Source organism: Rhodopirellula bahusiensis (assembly GCF_002727185.1).
Classification (GTDB): Bacteria; Planctomycetota; Planctomycetia; order Pirellulales; family Pirellulaceae; genus Rhodopirellula; species Rhodopirellula bahusiensis.
The window spans coordinates 60,368-77,111 of sequence record NZ_NIZW01000022.1 but is presented as its reverse complement, the minus strand read 5'-3'; the positions used below and the strand labels follow the sequence as shown (position 1 = coordinate 77,111).

Below are 16,744 nucleotides of genomic sequence, written 5' to 3'. Positions count from 1 at the left end.
AAGGTGCTTTTTTCATTCCGTTTTCTTTCTTTGCCACATGCCTCGCAGTCGTCTCGGTCCGCTCGCCATTGAATCCCCGCTGGGTCCCGACCCAGCGGCGAGGGACGCGCGTGTTTGGCGTGCCGTGCACATCAAAATGCGAAAAGCGGTGGCCGTTCGCGTCTTTCAAATGCCGTTCGGCGGAACACAGGAATCGCGACAAGCGTTCGCGGAAGAATGGGATCGCCTGAAACGGCTTGATCATCCGGCAATCGTCAAATGCTATGGCGGCGGTTTCGAAGAATCGGAAGCCTACCTGGCTCATGAATTGGTCGACGGATCCACTTTGGCGGAAGAGATCCAGCGACGCGGCCGACTGCCGTGGGAGTCGGTTTTGGAATTGGCCGAACCCTTGATCGATGCATTGATGTATCTGCATGATCGCGACATCGTTCACGGTCGGATCACCCCTGACAAAGTCATCATTGCTGGGTTGAGTCCCGTACTGATCGACATTCGCGACGTTGACGGAACGCCTCCATTTCGAAGTGGCCCCTACCATTTTTCGCGGCCGCCTTCGATCGACCAAATGATGCGTTCGGCACCCGAAGCCCCCACGCAAAACGATCCGGTGACGGCCCGTACAGATCTCTATCTGTTTGGTGCGTTGTTGTACGAAGCGCTCACGGGTGCTCCGCCGATCACGGGATCCACCGTTCAAGAAGTCACCAGCAACCTGAAGTATCAATCACCAACTTCGGTGGCGTCCACCGTGATGGAATGTCCGGTGTGGATGGATCGGCTGGTGATGCAGTTGCTCAACAAAGATCCTGGCCAACGCCCGGTGTCCGCCGCCGCGGTGAAACTGCAGTTGGCCGAGGTTCGCAAGCGCGCCATGTCTCGCAGTGGAGTCGCCGAACATGCCTCCAGTGGTTTCAGCCCGTTGTCGGTGACCGACGACGCGGATCGCAAGGAAGCACGCAAGCTGTTGGGGCGGAAAGAAGTCGCCGCCGAAGTCGATGCGATTCCAGATGCGACACCGTGGCACGATCAAGCGTTGGTGTTGCTGCCGATTCTGGCCCTGTTGATTGGCATCCTGGTGTGGATTGCTTGGCCAATGAACGAATCCAAAATGCGAAACGAGGCGGAAGAACTGCTTGCCCAAGACACTCGCTCGTCCATGTCTCAAGCTCGTATCAGCTACCTCGAACCCATGTTGGCTCAGTTCCCTGAGGGAGAACACTCAGAATGGGCCGCCGAACAAATTGACCGTGTGCGGATGGTGGAGGCGGAGCACGCATTGACGGTCAAGATGAATCGAAACCTGCCACTCAAAAACGAAGCCGAACGTCTCGTCGCTGAAGCCATGCGGTTCGAAACATTCGGCGACAATGCAACCGCAGTCGACAAGTATCAGTCGATGATCACGGTGCTCGGTGACGAAGAACAGTACAAACCGCTGGTCAATCTCGCCCGCAGCCGCATCGCACAAATCTCGCAGGCAGACACCGACCGAACCGAAGCCGCCCGGATCATCACGGACCGCTTGAAAGAAGCCGATCGAATGTTCGTTGAAGGACGGACGATCGCGGCACGCAAAATTTGGTACAGCATCGAAGAATTGTACGGGTCCAATGCGGCGGTCGAACCGCTCGTTGCCACCGCGCAAAACCGATTGGCGGAAACCTCCGCCGGTTCCTCTGTCGACCAACTTCCTTAGCGAGATCGTCTGGATGACTTCCGCCGATGTTAACCTGGAAACTCCCTCACTGAACGAAGGTGCTGAACCGGCGGTGCAGGAGTCCGGCATCGGTTTGGGCGATGCATATCGTTCGATCGTGATTCAACCGGGAACGGTTGCACCGGCGTATTTGAATGACACCGACAACAACGATTCGGAGCAGTGGTCCAACCGTCCGGTCGCAACCTTGGCCGTCCTCTTTTTTGTGACGGGCGCCTTTGGGATCCCACTGCTGTGGCGGAACCCAAACTTCGTTTCTTGGCAACGCGTCCTTTGGTCAGTCGTTGTGCTGATTTACACAATCGCACTCTTCGTCGGAGTCGGCATGTTGGTACTCCGCACGCTCGACCCCGCCCGAGGCAACTGATCGATGTGGCAAGCGTGGTACGAATACAGAATCGACTACGCTTTGTTCACCATCGTGTTCTTGGTAGGCCATGCCTACATCCTCTCTCGCGTGCGCCGCGCCATGCCGCCGGCCTCGCCATCGCCCCCGGATTCATCCGACGCTTCGGAGACCATCGGAGCCGGTCTGCGAGCGAAGTTGTCGTTCTGCATCCTTTTGCTGTTGCTGATCGGTGGGTTCATCGCGGTGGAAGTCGCTGACCGAATCCAGCGTTCCCGATTGCGGCAACAAGTGTTCGGCATTGCGCCAACTTACGCTGCCGAATTGCAGCAACTTGGTCACGCGGAAATCAACGAAGGCACCGCGCCGGACGATCCGAACTACCTTCAAATGATCAACGCACAAAAACGTTGGTTGTCGGTCAACCCGCAAGTCTCAGATATCTACACCATGCGGCGGCTCGCCGATGAAGAATTGGCGGATCATTCGCGGTCAGAAGACGAAAATGGTCACCCATTCAAAATCATCGTCGACTCTGAAACAGATTACAGCGGCGATGGAATCATCGAAGGCAACCGTGAAAGTCGCACTGAGATTGGAGAGATTTTCAACGACAGCAGTGTCGAACAAATCGAGCAGTCCTTCCTTGGGGCAACCACTTTCGCCAATCAACCCAGCCAAGACCGATGGGGTATATGGGTTTCTGCCTACGCGCCCATGTTTGATTCCGACGGGAATGTCGAAGCATTGGTTGGAGTCGATTTCCCAGCGGAGAACTATGTCAATTCGATTGTCCTGGCACGGCTAGGCTCCATGGGCGTAGTCTCAATGATCATCACATTGTTCCTAGGTGCCGTCGCCAGCATCGGCATGTTGAAAGCTGGCATCCTGGCTCAGCAACGCAGCAGCGCGCAGCTTGAAGACCAACGCGATTTGGCCACGCGTGCCGCCTCGCAGGCTCGACAAGCGGCCGTCATCAAGAACCAGTTCTTGGCCAACATGAGCCATGAAATCCGGACCCCGATGCACGGAATCCTGGGCACCACCGAGCTGATGACCCGCAGTTCGCTCGATGAGAAACAACGCCACTACATGCACATGATTCAGACATCGGCGACGGGTCTGCTCACCGTCCTGAACGATATCCTCGACTTCTCCAAGGTCGATTCCGGTCAGATGACTTTGGAATCAGTCCCGTTCGAATTGAAAGACCTTCTCAGTCAAACCATGCACGCGGTTGTAAATCTCAAGAATGAGAAAGTCGACCTCCAATTCCAGCCACCCGTTGGCGTGCCCGAGGTCATCATCGGTGATCCCACGCGACTTCGCCAAGTCCTGATCAATCTCGTCGGAAACGCCCTGAAATTCACCGAGCGCGGCCGGGTCACGGTCACCGTCGAAAACGACTCACAAGACGCAACGATCTTGGACACGTCAGACTCAAAAGGTTCACGCATTGTCTTCACGATCACCGACACCGGTATCGGGATGACAGAACAACAACAAGCCAACATCTTCGAAGCGTTCACCCAAGGAGACTCAACCACAACACGTCGTTTCGGCGGTACCGGCCTGGGCTTGTCCATCAGTTCCCAACTGGTCGAATTGATGGGTGGCCTGCTTCAAGTCAGCAGTGTCCCAGATGAAGGCAGCAGCTTTCGCTTTGACATTCCATTGCGGACGACCAATGGATTGGCATCCTACGACATTGAGAAAACTCAACCTCGCGAAGCTTCGACCGACTCTTTCGGCCACTGCGAACAACCGCGTGAGCTATTGCTGGTTGAGGATGGAGTCATCAACCGCACCGTCGCAGAAACGATGTTGCGATCACGTGGACACCATGTGACCTCCGTTTCCAACGCGAGAGACGCGATCGAGCAGCTGCGATTGCATTGGTTTGACTTGGTTCTCATGGACGTGCAGATGCCAGAGATCGATGGTTTGACCGCCACCCAAATCATTCGCAACGATCTGCCGTCGCCCGCCTGCGAGGTTCCGGTCGTTGCGTTGACCGCACACGCCATGAAAGAAGACCGTCAGCGTTGTTTGGACGCGGGGATGAATGATTGCCTGACCAAGCCCTATCCGCCTGAACTGTTGTTTGAAACGATCGAATCTTTCGAGGCCCATGGATCCAACGATCAAGATGACCTGGTTTGTTCGCCTCGCCAAACAATCGAGACGCGTTCCACCGGTGTCGACCATGCATCGTCGCTACCACTGGATCGCAAGATCATTCTCCACAACGTTGGTGGTGACCCGCAGGTGCTCGCAATGCTGGCCCAAACCATCGCCGATGAGTTACCGCCACAATTGGAGCAACTCCGTAAAGCAATCGAAACAGGCAAATCAGATCAAATCGCTCGGGCTGCACATACTTTGAAAGGAACCGCGTCGGCGATCGGAGCCACCCGGGCGAGAGAAATCGCTGACAGGATGGAAACCATTTCTTCTGGGGAAACGTCTAAAGAAGAGATGTCACAATTTATCGACAATGAAATGAAAGCACTCGTCAGTGCCTTCGATTTGGCTCAAACTGAACTCAAGAATTTTTTGCGTTCTTCTTCCGGAAACGACAACCCCGGAAACGACACACCATGAAATTGCTCATCGCTGACGACAATCCGGTTTGGCGAAATCTGATTTCGGCTGCAGTCGAAAACTGGGGCTACCGAATCGAACTGGCATCCGATGGCAATGAAGCCTACGAGCTTCTGCAATCCGACGACCCACCTCGGTTGGCGTTGCTCGATTGGTTGATGCCCGGCATGGAAGGAGTCGAAATTTGTCGCCGGATCAAACAGGATCCGGAGAACCCGTTCACCTACATCATTCTTTTGACCAGTCGCGATCGCGACGAAGACATGATCCAGGGTTTGGATGCGGGTGCGGACGATTACTTGACCAAACCGATAGTCGCACCGCTGCTGAAAAGTCGCTTGACCGCAGCGCGACGAATCATCGAAGCCGTGCCGCCGATGAAATGGACGAAACCTCAAATCGAAGGTTTCGACGTCGAACATTTGATCGGGCGAGGTGCCTTCGCAACTGTCTGGAAAGGTGTGCATCGTCCGTCTGGCAAACCGGCCGCAATCAAAATCATTCGTGCGGATCTCGCGACCGACTTGGTTTTTGAGCGATTTGCACGCGAAATCCAAGTGATGCGGAAGATGGACCATCCGGGCATCGCGACGATCTACGCCAGTCACTTGGAACGCGACTTGGCGTACTACGCGATGGAATTGATCGACGGCGAATCTCTGGCGAACTATATCGCAACGGAATCACCACGAGCGACTCGCATCATTGAAATGATGGCATTGGTTTGCGATGCTTTGCAACACGCTCATGATCACGGCGTGATCCATCGTGACGTCAAACCATCCAACATCATGGTAGGTTCCGATGGGCAACCCAAACTGGTCGACTTTGGGTTGAGCAAATCCATGTTCCGAACAAAGTCACCCGTGTCAGCCAGCAGCACCCACGATGGGGCGGTCCTGGGAACACCGCTCTATATGTCGCCGGAACAAGCCCGCGGTGACGCTAGCAGCGTGGACCATCGGTCGGACCTTTACGCGGTTGGGACGATGCTCTATCTGTTTCTACTGCGTGAACACCCGCACGGGGCGTTGTCGCTCAGCCGTGAAGAAACCATTGACGCGATTGCCAACACGGATCCGCAACCCGCGACCGAAATCAATCCCAAGTTCAACCCGAAACTCGAATCCATTCTGTCTCGATGCCTGTCCGACGATCCCGAAGAGCGACCGCAATCCGCGGGACAACTGGCTCAAGAACTTCGCGGCTTCCTCAACGATCGCGCCGCCTCGCGAATCCAGAATCTTTGATCTGTCATGCCTCGACTTGACGCTCGACTGAAACTGGTGGCGTCGGAAATCCGAGGACAAATCCACGCGGACATCGGTTCAGATCACGGTCACTTGCTGGCCGCGTTGTTGGCGTCTGGAAGGATCCAACGCGGCATCGCAGTCGAGAATAAACCGCAACCGCACCGAAATTCATCCGCCACTTTGGAAAGGCTGAACGCGGACATTCGGCTCGGCGATGGTCTCGATGTCATTCACGAAAATGAAATCGATTCGCTCAGCATCTGCGGAATGGGCGGCCAATCCATTGTTCGCATTCTATGCGAGCATCCAAACCGGTTGCCGGAGCAACTTGTACTGCAACCGAACAAAGCCATCGATTTGGTTCGACAATGGGCACGAAGCAACGGCTACTGGCTGACAGATGAAAAGAGCACAACGGGCACGCGTCGTTTCGAAGTCCTGGTTCTTGCGCGGTCGACATCAAATCCCGATCCGGTCTATCAACAACTGGTAGATGCTGGCTTGGATGAGCCCATGGGCCTGATGTTCGGCCCCTGGTTTCTGCTCCGAAACGACAACGAACTGCTGCAACGATTGTCGGAAGAGCAACGCTATCTACAAACCAAGCAGAATCTCACTCCATCGAGCCGGAAGAGGTTGGACCTGATCCAACGACTGATGTCATCCGATCACTTTTTGAGTCGGTAGCCGATCTCGCCAAGTTTCTGCCGCACGCGTTCCATATGGTCGCCTTGCAATTCGATCAGATCGTCCGTCTTTTTCACCGTCCCACCGGCCCCGCACGCGGATTGCAATTTCCCAAGCAAATCGGGTAAATCATTTGCACGGGATGTCAGGCCTTCGACCAAGGTGACGGTCCGGCCGCCCTTTCGCCGGTCCAATCGAACGCGAGCGGTTTGCTTTTCCGGAGGCAGCCGATCAGCTTCACGCTGCTGTTTCGCCTCGGCTTCCGCCTTTTGCTGCGGCGTGCAGTTGCACTCAGTTTCCTTCTGCCCACACAAATCGCAGGTTGGTGGAATGTCGAACGGTGTTCCCGCGAAAAGACGCGTCATGATGTCGGAGGTAGCAAAGGGGCGAACTCAATGATTCACGAGCGATCGCTTTCGAGCAGCCATCGGATGTCGTGAGAACGGTTGGTGATGATCCATCCCAACGACGTTCAATTCAATCCCTTCGCGAGCGAATTCGCCTTCAAGTTCGTGCAATTTTTCCATCACGCTGTGATCGATCAGGTGAGCATCGCTGAAATCGACGGTGCAGCTCTTGCCCTGTTTCAGACTCTTTTCCACCACGCGACGGCGAAAACCAATCCAGTTGCTGAACACGGCCGACTCGGTTGCATGAACACTGACTTCGGTTTCCGAGGATTCGTCAAATTCCAGCTTTGGCACAAACAGTGATCGAATTGGAACACCGTTGATCATGTGAATCGCGAATTTGGTACCGATACCGATTCCAATTCCGATCAGCAAATCGGTCGCGAGAACCGCCACCAAGGTCGTTGCGAAGATGATCAATTGTTCGCGGCCAACCCGGTACACGCTTCGGAACTCATTGGGCGATGCCAAACGAAATCCAGTGAAGACCAGCATCGCGGCCAAAGCGGCGCGAGGAATGTTGTGAATCAACCCTGGCAACAAAGCAACGAAGCCGAGCAGAAAGACACCATGCCACATGTTGGCAAATCGTGTTTTCGCTTGGTTGTCGATATTCGCTTTGCTGCGAACGATCTCTGAGATCATTGGCAAACCGCCGATCAACGACGCGGCCATGTTCGCGACACCCACCGCCCGCAAGTCTCGGTCCAAGTTGGTTTTTCGTTTGTAAGGATCCAACATGTCGACGGCTTTGGCACTGAGCAACGATTCCAGCGAACCAATCAGAGCAAACATCAACACCCACCCTAACGCAGCGGGCAAAGTCTCGCTGTTGAGAAACACACCAAAGTCAGGGAACGTGATCGCGCCAAACAAATTGAAGGGAACCGTGACCAAATCGCTTTCACCGACAGCGAACTCTTTGCCCATCAAAGTGTACGTGTGGTCGCTGGATAGATTCATCGCCATCCCCATCGGGATTGCGACCAGCAAAACCACCAACGGGCCCGGAACCTTGCTGATGAAACTGCCGTTGGTACGACTCTTCAAAAAAGCCAAACCAAACAAGATCAACAACGACACGCCACCAATCAAAGCGATCTCTGGATTCGCGTTCATCAGAAGGTGTGGCAGTTCTTGCAAGATTTCCAACGGTTCTCCGCTGGCTGATTGCCCCACAACGATGGGCAACTGCTTGACCATGATGATGACACCGATCGCCGCCAACATTCCGTGCACCGCCGCGGTTGGGAAGAAGTCGCCGAGGATGCCGGCTCGCAGCAACCCGAATGCGACCTGAACCAATCCAGCCACGACACCAACGGCGAGTGCCATTTGGTAGGCTTGCATGTCAGCCACGGGGTCCACGCCCGCTGTGTAGCCAAAGCTATTGACTGCACCAAGCACGATCACAATCATCCCCGCTGCGGGGCCTTTGATCGTCAGCTCACTGTTGCTCAAGAACGTCGTCAGGATTGAGCCAACGATTGCGGTGAACACACCCGCAATGGCCGGGAATCCAGACGCGAGCGAGATGCCCAAACACAGAGGCAGGGCGATCAAGAACACCAATCCACCCGCAATCAGGTCGTCTTTCAGAAAACGCTTGAATCCACTGACGTCGCCCCGGGGTGGTGCGTCAGTGCCGGCGGTCGAGGATTCCAAAGGTGCATTCATAGTGGAGTCGGCTGCGCGAATTGGGTGAAAACCAATGCAATTGCAGAGGTCAGCCCACTCGGAAGCATGCGTCGTACCAAGGCGATTTTTCACTTGGGTGCCGAAACCGCAAACCGCTCGTTTTCACCGCGATTTACAGCGTGAAACCCCGCTGCATTTTCTAGAAAAATCGAAGCAACGCCACGCTTCAGAAGTATCCGCGAAGGGATCGTGCAAGCGATTGCGTGAAACGTGCAAAGATTTGCAGGGTCAATGCAAACCGTAGCGACCCATTTTGTAGTGCAGCGTCCGAACGCTGACGCCAAGCCGTTTCGCCGTGTTTTCGCGATGGAAATCACACTCGGCCAAAACCGCCGAGATCATCTCGCGTTCGCAGTTTTCGACCGCTTCACTCAGCGAAGCAGGCAACACATTCTTCCCGCTGCCCGGGATCGTCGACTGCAGATCGGTGGGCAGTTCGTTCGAGTCGATCACGTCGCCCGTGTGCGTCACCACCAATCGCTCGACCAAGTTACGAAGCTGCCGAACATTGCCCGGCCACTGCGCACCGACCAGCACGCGCATCGCGTCGGGAGTGATCTGCTTCATCGGCCGACGGTGACGAGTACAGAAGTGCTGCAAGAAGTGTTCGATCAACAACGGGATGTCATCGCGACGCTGACGAAGCGACGGCACTTCAATCGGAATGACATTCAACCGGTAATAAAGATCTTCGCGAAAGCTTCCGTCTTGGATCAGCTCCGGCACCGATTTGTTGGTCGCGGAAACCACACGCACATCAGTTTCCAACAACTTCTCTCCGCCGACTCGTGTGAAGCGACGTGACTCCAACACTCGCAGTAAGTCGACTTGGCTCTTTGCCGACATCTCGGTGACTTCATCGAGAAACAGCGTCCCACCGGCCGCCTGTTCAAAGCATCCTGGCTTCTGTCGTGAAGCACCGCTAAACGAACCTTTCTCGTGACCGAACAGTTCGCTCTCGAGAAGTGTTTCCGGCATCGCTCCCAAGTTGACGGCTACAAACGGTCCGCCGCTTCGGCCGCTCAGGTCATGCAGCGCCCGAGCGACAAGCTCTTTGCCCGATCCGCTTTCGCCTTGAATCATCACGGTAGCTTCCGTCGCGGCGACTTGGCGAATTTGATGAAACACATCCTGCATGGCCGCGCATTGCCCGATGATATTGGACAACTCACCGGCGTCGGCCAATCGAGTCCGCAGCGATTGGTTTTCCTGTCGCAGCTCTCGGTGTTCGCGGGCCTTGCGAACCTGTTGCCGAACCAGGTTCAGGTCCAGCGGTTTGGAGATAAAGTCGAACGCTCCGGCACGCATTGCATCGACGGCGGTTTCAACCGTGCCGTGTGCAGTGATGACGATGACCGACACCTCCGGATCGATGTGCCGCATTCGCCCGAGCAATTCGATGCCGTCCATGCCACCGCCCAATCGAACGTCGGCGATCACCAACTGAAAAACGCCAGATTCGAACGTTGCCAAGCCTTCTTCCGCGTCGGCTGCTGTTTCGATTCGATCTGCTTCGTTGACCAATCCTTTTTGAAGGCCCGACCGAATATTGGGTTCGTCATCGACGATCAGGACCGAAAAATCGCTGCCGTTCATGCTGGTTGACTCAGGGGAAGAAGGACCGTGAACTCGGTACCCAAAACGGAATGCTCGGAGTCGGATGTGTTGTTCTCGATCACCCGAAAATCAATGCTACCATCGTGCTGGCGAACGATTTTGTCACACAGAGCCAACCCCATGCCAGTGCCGTTGTTGCGTGTGGTGAAGTAAGGATCGAAGATCTGTGACCGAATTTCCTCGGGAATTCCATTGCCCTCGTCTCGCACATCAATTCGAACAAATTCGTCGTGACGACTGAGCCGGAAAGTCAGCTTCCCTCCGTCAGTCATCGCAGCCATTCCATTGAGCGCCAAGTTTAGAAGGACTTGTTCGAGCCCAACGGAATCGCCTTGAACTAACCCAACCATTTCAGCGGGCAGCTGAACATCCAGCTTCACGGATTGCTGCTCGGCTTGCGGACGCAGCAACCGCACCAATCGTTCAATCAGAATTGCAACGTCCACGGACGTGCGACCGACTTGGTTCGTTGAAGCGTAGTTGCGGAACCCATCCAAGACTTCATTGATGCGGTGAACTTCCGTGTGCAAGACATCCAACAACTCATCGACCTCAGCGTCTTGCGTCGTGGTTTCCAAACGTTCGCAAAGCAGCTGGATGTGCAGAGAAAGAGCGCTGAGGGGGTTCTTGATTTCATGTTGCAATCCAGCGGCGAGCGACCCCAACCCCATGTAGCGTTCCATGCGGCGGAGACGTTCTTCCATCAACGCTCGTTCCGAAACATCACGCACGTGCAGCACCGTGCCGATTTCCTCGCCCCGCCGATTTCTCAGCAACGTGCAACCCGCTCGCAATGTTTGACGGTGGCCTTGGTTGTCGAGGTTGTAATCGCGATCACGGATGGGGTGGTGATAAGTCGCGACATCCTCGCGAATTTCGGTCAGTAGAGCGTGACGCTTTCCCAGCGATTCCAAGGTTCGTCCGAGCTGTTCGTTGTCGCAGCTGACCAGTTGTTGTCCGCTGGGATTGATGCTGGTCATCCGTCCGTTGCGATCGGTCGTGATCACGCCCGCGTCCATGCTGGCCAGCACGTCCGCGGAATAGACTTTGACGTCTTCGAGAGTTCGTTCGCTGGTGAGGTAACCTCGCACGACCCACGCGAACGCCATAGCGGTTCCGATGGTGTTCAGCCCCAACAGCACCGACAACCCACCCTGCAAACTGAGTTCGCCCGACAATTCACGAGCCGCCTCGAGATCACTTTTTGGCAAGTGCTCGGTCAGCTTGGCAAAGATTTCTTGCTCATGATGCACGTGGTACAGCATCGATGCGGTGACCGCGAACGCTGTCAAACTCAACAACGCCAGCACAGCCGCGAACCGCCGGACGCTTGGTCCATCGTGATTGTCAAACATCGAGATCGCGTGGTTGAAAGGACAGGTTCATTCGCGGTGATCGTGCAAGGAGTTGCAGAAGATGCGTGCAAAATCCTGCACACCAAAGCACAGAATCGGAAGTCAGCGAAAATGGCAGGCGGTCAAAAACATCGTCTTTACCGCTGTTCCAGCTCGCAAGCCACGTTCGTTTTCACCCAGAACCGCCCTTGGCACAACACGTGCTTTTGAAACGAACTTCTGTTTTCTCAGGCACGCCACCAGAACTCTCGCAAAAAGGTGCCAGGAACCTGCATGCATGACGTGGCCCTCTTGGTCATTCGGCAAATTTGTTTTCTGCCCGCCTTTCTTGGTTCTCAGGTTTGGATTTCGCGTGCAACGCCTGCCGGCCAGATGTACCACGCATGAATCACCCCACTTCGCCCGACTCCATCGCGTCCGGCAGCACACCCAACGAAGGTCACGAACCAAATACCAAAACGCAATACACCGGCGACTCAACGCATTCGGAATCCCACGAAGAAACGCAACCAAACGCCAAGCACCAAGAAGCGGATGTCGTGCAAGCGATCGAGCACGCGCGTCACTTCCTGCCGGCGCAAGGACCGATCTCGGTGTTCGTTCACCACAACACATTGCACGCCTTCGAGGACCTGCCATTTGAAGAAGCCGTGATTGAAGGTGGACGTCGTTTTGGTTGCGAGCCTTACCTCAGCGAAGAACGTTATCACGAAGAACTCTTGCGAGGTCGCATCAGTCGTGAAGACCTTCGCGAAGTCTTGATGGCTGACTTGCAAGACGACGCAGACAAACTGGTGGCGACGTTCGGAACACGCTACACGTTGCGTTTGTCGATGCTGCAAACGGAGCTCCAGCCATTGCCTGAATCAGGTTTGAGTTGGATGCTGGCCGAGACAAAATTGCTGGACCGGTTTCGGGACGAAGTGCCCACGCCATATCGCGAAAAAACGATCACGCAAACCCGTGGTTGGGTGATGCGTCACCTGGAACCGATCGCGAACTCTGACGCGGCATCCGCGGGTCCGTCGAGCCGGACCTCGTCTCTTCCCGCTTCGCTGCGAGATCGACTGAAAGAAGCAGGCGAATCCAAAATTCACCAATGGAATGACCAGCAATGGGAATCGTTCGTATTGCACGCCTTGTGGGAAGCATGCCAACAAGGCGTTGAGAAAGCGGAAGTGCAACGACCAGCGGAGGAGAGCGTTGATTCGTTCCATCAATTGATGCTGAACGAACTGGGAGTCGACCTGAACACGAAGATCGATGACGTTTTGATTCGCTTCTGCGGCAGCTTCCTCGACCAGGGATTCGCGGATTGGGCGCTACCTGAACGCGAGGAGGGATTTGCCAAGGCATTTGCTGGATTGTTCCTAGGCCGATGGGCAATCCGTCCGGACTGGATGAAAGGAATCGAAACCTCTCTGCGCAAAGTTCAGTCCGCCGAATGGGAGTCGATTCAAAGCATCACTCAGTCACTCGACGAGCTTGGCATTCCGAACGCCGAGTGCGAACGTTTCCTGTCGGAATGTTTGCTCACACTGCGAGGTTGGGCCGGCATGATTTGGCAGATGGAAACGAACAGTCCGTTCTTGCAGCACCCAATCCCGAAAAGGTCACTCAATGAGTACTTGGCCATTCGTTTGATCTTGCTGACTCAAGCGGTGGAACACTTTGGGAAATCGAAGTTCAAAGTTGAAACGGCAAGCGAGATCTGTCGCCTCGCTTTGAGATCCGCGACATCTCGGTCCTCGTCATCGCCTCGTTCTCGAACGCACACCGTATTTCAACTGGCTCAATTGGGAGGATGGACTCCCGAACAATTGCTGAACATGTCAGCCGCACAGTGGCGTTGTTTAATCTCTGAGATTGAATCGTTTCCGTCGCTGGATCGCCGTCGCTTGCTGCATGCCGCTTACGAGCGTCACTACGCGAATCAAGCTCTCGATGCGATTTCCATTCATTCGGGTCGTCGTCGTGAACTGACTTCTCCCACAAAACGCCCCGCTTACGCTGCGATTTTTTGCATCGATGATCGCGAAGAATCGTTCCGTCGTCATCTGGAAGAAGTCGCTCCGCAGTGCCGCACGGCGTCGGCGGCTGGGTTCTTTGCCGTCGCGATGTATTACCAAGGCGCCGACCACGCGAGCTTTCGTCCTTTGTGTCCTGCGATCGTCGAACCGCAACACTACGTTCGCGAAGAACCTCTATTTTCCTCGATGGCGGCGGGTGAACGACGAGCCGTCCGACGAAGACGCCTGGGATGGTTCGCTCACCAAGTGCACCAAAACTCCCGGACTTTGATCGGTGGTTGGGTCACGGGGTTGTTTGGTGCCATCGCGACGGTCCCGATGGTCGCTCGCATTTTGGCACCTCGTTTGACATCGCAAATCCGTGAGTCGATGGGCAGCTTAGTTCGTCCACCTGCGACTGAACTGCATCTCGAACGACTGGGCAACAACCCCGGTTCCGATCCCGAATCCATGGGATACAGCCTCGACGAGATGTCTCAAATCGTTGTTCGCATCCTGCAAGACATCGGGATGGTCAAGGATTTCCCGCCGATCATCGTCTTCTTTGGACATGGCAGCGGTAGCCTGAACAACCCACATGAATCCGCCTACAACTGCGGAGCATGCAGTGGCGGCCGAGGCGGCCCCAACGCCCGAGCATTCGCGATGATGGCCAACGACCCGCGAGTCCGCCGGCGCGTTTCTCAACTGGGTATCGAATTGCCCGATGAAGTCCGTTTCGTCGGCGCCTACCACAACACTTGCAATGACGATGTGGACTACTACGACCTCGATCTATTGCCGCGATCGCATCGTGAATTGTTCCGAGGGATCGAATCGGACATCATTGAAACGCGAGCACGCAACGCTCACGAACGATCCCGTCGATTCGAGTCAGCTCCGTTGGGTTTGACGCCCCAAGAAGCCCTCGAGCATGTCGAAGAACGTGCGGAAGATCTATCGCAAGCCCGACCGGAATACAACCATGCAACCAACGCGCTCGTGACAGTGGGACGTCGCGATTGGTCACGCGGTTTGTTCATGGACCGAAGAGCGTTCGTCACGGAATACGACCCCGCGGTGGACGATAAACACGGACACATTCTCACCCGCATCTTGCAAGCAGCCATTCCGGTTTGTGGCGGCATCAGTTTGGAATACTACTTCTCCACCGTTGATGTGGAGGGCTACGGTTGCGGATCCAAGTTGCCGCACAACGTGGCGTCGATGGTTGGCGTCATGACAGGTGCGGCCAGCGATTTGAGACCCGGGTTGTCGCAACAAATGGTTGAGATTCATGAACCGATGCGGATTCTGTTTGTCATCGAGACCACTGCGGAGATGCTGAGCCGGATCATCGTCGAAAACGAAGGCATCCGGAGAATGGTCGAAGGCAACTGGGTTCAGCTTGCGATCATCGATCCTTCCACCTCCGCCATCCAACGCTATGTCGATGGACACTTCGAACCGCACTTGGTTTCCGACATGCAGCTTCCGACCGTGCAATCGTCAATGCATTGGTATCGAGGCCAACGAGACCACCTTGGCTTTGCAACCATTCAAGAACCGGAAAGCGACCAACCCATGAACTCCTCCGAATCCAACGCGAGTGCAGCAGGAGCTTTGGCATGAACGCGTTGGAGATCTTCTTTCACGTATCGGGAACCGCTGTCGTCGCCAGCCCCGTGTTGCTGCTGGCGGTGATGGGACTGGCTCTGCTGTTCAATCGACCGCTTAGCGAAACGACAACTGTTCGTCTCACTCAGACGTCCGTGCTGCTATCTTTGCTGCCTGCGATTGCAATTCTGATCACCATGTTGGCGACGGGAATTCGCAATGTGCCGATCGAGTTTGGAAACTGGGTCACGATTCCTGAGCAAGCCTTTCACTTTCATTTGAAGTTCACGTTCGATCGGCTGAGCATCCCTTTCCTGATGCTCTCATGCGTTTTGTGTGGCGTCGTCGGCGAATTCACTCGGCGGTATCTGCACCGCGAGCAAGGCTTTGCTCGATTCTTTTTGTTCTACGCGATCTTCTATTGCGGGATGGTGCTCTCCTCCTTGGCGGGCACCATCGAAACGTTGTTTGTTGGCTGGGAGATGGTCGGTCTGTCGTCAGCGCTCTTGATCGCTTACTTCCACGAACGCGAAAACCCGGTCCGAAATGGACAACGAGTTTGGACGATCTACCGCCTCTCTGATGCGGCTTTGTTGATTGCTTCCATCACGATGCACCACATGGTTGGCGAGGGCGATTTTGGTGGGTTGATGAACTCGGGTATCTGGCCGGAAGGAACGGCGGCGGTAACGTCTTCCCAAGCTTTGCTGGTTGGATCTTTGCTATTGATTGGTGCGGCGGGAAAATCTGCCTTGTTTCCGTTCAGCGGTTGGCTGCCACGGGCAATGGAAGGACCAACACCGTCGAGTGCCATCTTCTACGGCGCACTGTCGGTTCACTTGGGCGCGTACCTATTGCTTCGGCTCAGTCCTTTGATCGAAGCCTCTTTCGCGTTGCAGATGATGGTGCTGTCGCTCGGAACGATCTCCGCGATTGCGGGCGCGTTGATGTCCCGAGTTCAGAACGACGTGAAAACCTCGCTCGCGTTTGCGTCCCTCACCCAAGTCGGAATCATCGTCGTTGAGATTGGGTTGGGCCTGCGTTACCTCGCGCTCATTCACATCATGGGACACGCGACTTTGCGAACCATGCAATTGCTGCGTGCACCGACGCTGCTTCGCGACTACAACGATCTCGAAAACAAGATTGGCGCTCGTTTGCAACAACCACCTTGGTCTGGCGTGCGTTGGTTGCCTCAATCCATCCAGCATTGGTGCTATCGATTCGGATTCGATCGAGGCTTCATGGACATCGCATTGGACCGCTGGATCGCGGCACCTTTCGTGAGTTGCTTCCGAACCTGCAACGAATGGGAAGGCCGAATCACCCGTTTCCTTTCACGGGAACCCATCGCGAAGACAGAGACTGACTCGTCGGGCTTCGACGACAACACTTCACAAGATATCTCAACCGCCGCCTAGGGAATCC

At 55.3% G+C, this 16,744-nt stretch carries 11 protein-coding genes; 7 read left to right on the top strand and 4 right to left on the bottom strand.

Annotation, left to right across the window (positions count from 1 at the left end; all coding sequences use genetic code 11):
• Positions 1 to 37: 37 nt before the first annotated feature.
• Genes CEE69_RS24030 through CEE69_RS24010 form a run of 5 tightly spaced genes read left to right on the top strand, consistent with a single transcriptional unit; the run spans position 38 to position 6,610 of the window.
• Positions 38 to 1,699, top strand: coding sequence for a serine/threonine protein kinase (locus CEE69_RS24030; protein ID WP_099263149.1), 1,662 nt, complete (start codon positions 38 to 40; stop codon positions 1,697 to 1,699).
• Between the two features lie 13 nt (positions 1,700 to 1,712).
• Positions 1,713 to 2,087, top strand: a complete 375-nt coding sequence (locus CEE69_RS24025; RefSeq protein WP_099263148.1) for a hypothetical protein — start codon at positions 1,713 to 1,715, stop codon at positions 2,085 to 2,087.
• 3 nt (positions 2,088 to 2,090) lie between these two features.
• Positions 2,091 to 4,670 (top strand): hybrid sensor histidine kinase/response regulator, encoded by a 2,580-nt coding sequence (locus tag CEE69_RS24020; protein WP_099263147.1) that lies wholly within the window; start codon positions 2,091 to 2,093, stop codon positions 4,668 to 4,670.
• Positions 4,667 to 5,920, top strand: a complete 1,254-nt coding sequence (locus CEE69_RS24015; protein WP_099263146.1) for a protein kinase domain-containing protein — start codon at positions 4,667 to 4,669, stop codon at positions 5,918 to 5,920. Before CEE69_RS24020 ends, CEE69_RS24015 begins: the two co-directional genes overlap by 4 nt.
• 6 nt (positions 5,921 to 5,926) lie before the next feature.
• Positions 5,927 to 6,610 carry a class I SAM-dependent methyltransferase gene (locus CEE69_RS24010; protein WP_099263145.1) on the top strand — a complete coding sequence of 228 codons (684 nt, stop codon included), beginning with the start codon at positions 5,927 to 5,929 and terminating at the stop codon, positions 6,608 to 6,610.
• Here CEE69_RS24010 and CEE69_RS24005 read toward each other — a convergent pair.
• The 4 genes from CEE69_RS24005 to CEE69_RS23990 all read right to left on the bottom strand — a co-directional run bounded on the left by CEE69_RS24005 (position 6,592) and on the right by CEE69_RS23990 (position 11,690).
• The gene (locus CEE69_RS24005; protein ID WP_099263144.1) at positions 6,592 to 6,975 is read right to left on the bottom strand and encodes a translation initiation factor; all 384 of its coding nucleotides are present in this window, start codon (positions 6,973 to 6,975) and stop codon (positions 6,592 to 6,594) included. The two genes, CEE69_RS24010 and CEE69_RS24005, sit on opposite strands and share 19 nt — an antisense overlap.
• Positions 6,976 to 7,002: 27 nt before the next feature.
• Positions 7,003 to 8,697 (bottom strand): SulP family inorganic anion transporter, encoded by a 1,695-nt coding sequence (locus CEE69_RS24000; protein WP_099263143.1) that lies wholly within the window; start codon positions 8,695 to 8,697, stop codon positions 7,003 to 7,005.
• A 249-nt stretch (positions 8,698 to 8,946) separates the two neighbouring features.
• Positions 8,947 to 10,314, bottom strand: coding sequence for a sigma-54-dependent transcriptional regulator (locus CEE69_RS23995; protein ID WP_099263142.1), 1,368 nt, complete (start codon positions 10,312 to 10,314; stop codon positions 8,947 to 8,949).
• Entirely contained in the window at positions 10,311 to 11,690 is a 1,380-nt protein-coding gene (locus CEE69_RS23990; protein ID WP_099263141.1) for a two-component system sensor histidine kinase NtrB, read from the bottom strand. The genes CEE69_RS23995 and CEE69_RS23990 overlap by 4 nt, the downstream gene beginning before the upstream one ends.
• 383 nt (positions 11,691 to 12,073) lie before the next feature.
• Between CEE69_RS23990 and CEE69_RS23980 the strand changes: the two genes are divergently transcribed.
• Positions 12,074 to 15,331, top strand: a complete 3,258-nt coding sequence (locus tag CEE69_RS23980) for a DUF2309 domain-containing protein (protein WP_099263139.1) — start codon at positions 12,074 to 12,076, stop codon at positions 15,329 to 15,331.
• A complete protein-coding gene (locus CEE69_RS23975) occupies positions 15,328 to 16,737 on the top strand; it encodes a proton-conducting transporter transmembrane domain-containing protein (protein ID WP_099263138.1) in 1,410 nt (469 codons plus the stop codon). The genes CEE69_RS23980 and CEE69_RS23975 overlap by 4 nt, the downstream gene beginning before the upstream one ends.
• Positions 16,738 to 16,744: the final 7 nt, after the last annotated feature.

What these genes read in the sequence shown, in the direction of transcription:
- CEE69_RS23990 (WP_099263141.1), bottom strand. Translation starts at nt 11,690, where the DNA reads ATGTTTGACAATCACGATGGACCAAGCGTCCGGCGGTTCGCGGCTGTG.
- CEE69_RS24025 (WP_099263148.1), top strand. Translation starts at nt 1,713, where the DNA reads ATGACTTCCGCCGATGTTAACCTGGAAACTCCCTCACTGAACGAAGGT.
- CEE69_RS23975 (WP_099263138.1), top strand. Translation starts at nt 15,328, where the DNA reads ATGAACGCGTTGGAGATCTTCTTTCACGTATCGGGAACCGCTGTCGTC.
- CEE69_RS24005 (WP_099263144.1), bottom strand. Translation starts at nt 6,975, where the DNA reads ATGACGCGTCTTTTCGCGGGAACACCGTTCGACATTCCACCAACCTGC.
- CEE69_RS24020 (WP_099263147.1), top strand. Translation starts at nt 2,091, where the DNA reads ATGTGGCAAGCGTGGTACGAATACAGAATCGACTACGCTTTGTTCACC.
- CEE69_RS24030 (WP_099263149.1), top strand. Translation starts at nt 38, where the DNA reads ATGCCTCGCAGTCGTCTCGGTCCGCTCGCCATTGAATCCCCGCTGGGT.
- CEE69_RS24010 (WP_099263145.1), top strand. Translation starts at nt 5,927, where the DNA reads ATGCCTCGACTTGACGCTCGACTGAAACTGGTGGCGTCGGAAATCCGA.
- CEE69_RS23980 (WP_099263139.1), top strand. Translation starts at nt 12,074, where the DNA reads ATGAATCACCCCACTTCGCCCGACTCCATCGCGTCCGGCAGCACACCC.
- CEE69_RS24000 (WP_099263143.1), bottom strand. Translation starts at nt 8,697, where the DNA reads ATGAATGCACCTTTGGAATCCTCGACCGCCGGCACTGACGCACCACCC.
- CEE69_RS24015 (WP_099263146.1), top strand. Translation starts at nt 4,667, where the DNA reads ATGAAATTGCTCATCGCTGACGACAATCCGGTTTGGCGAAATCTGATT.
- CEE69_RS23995 (WP_099263142.1), bottom strand. Translation starts at nt 10,314, where the DNA reads ATGAACGGCAGCGATTTTTCGGTCCTGATCGTCGATGACGAACCCAAT.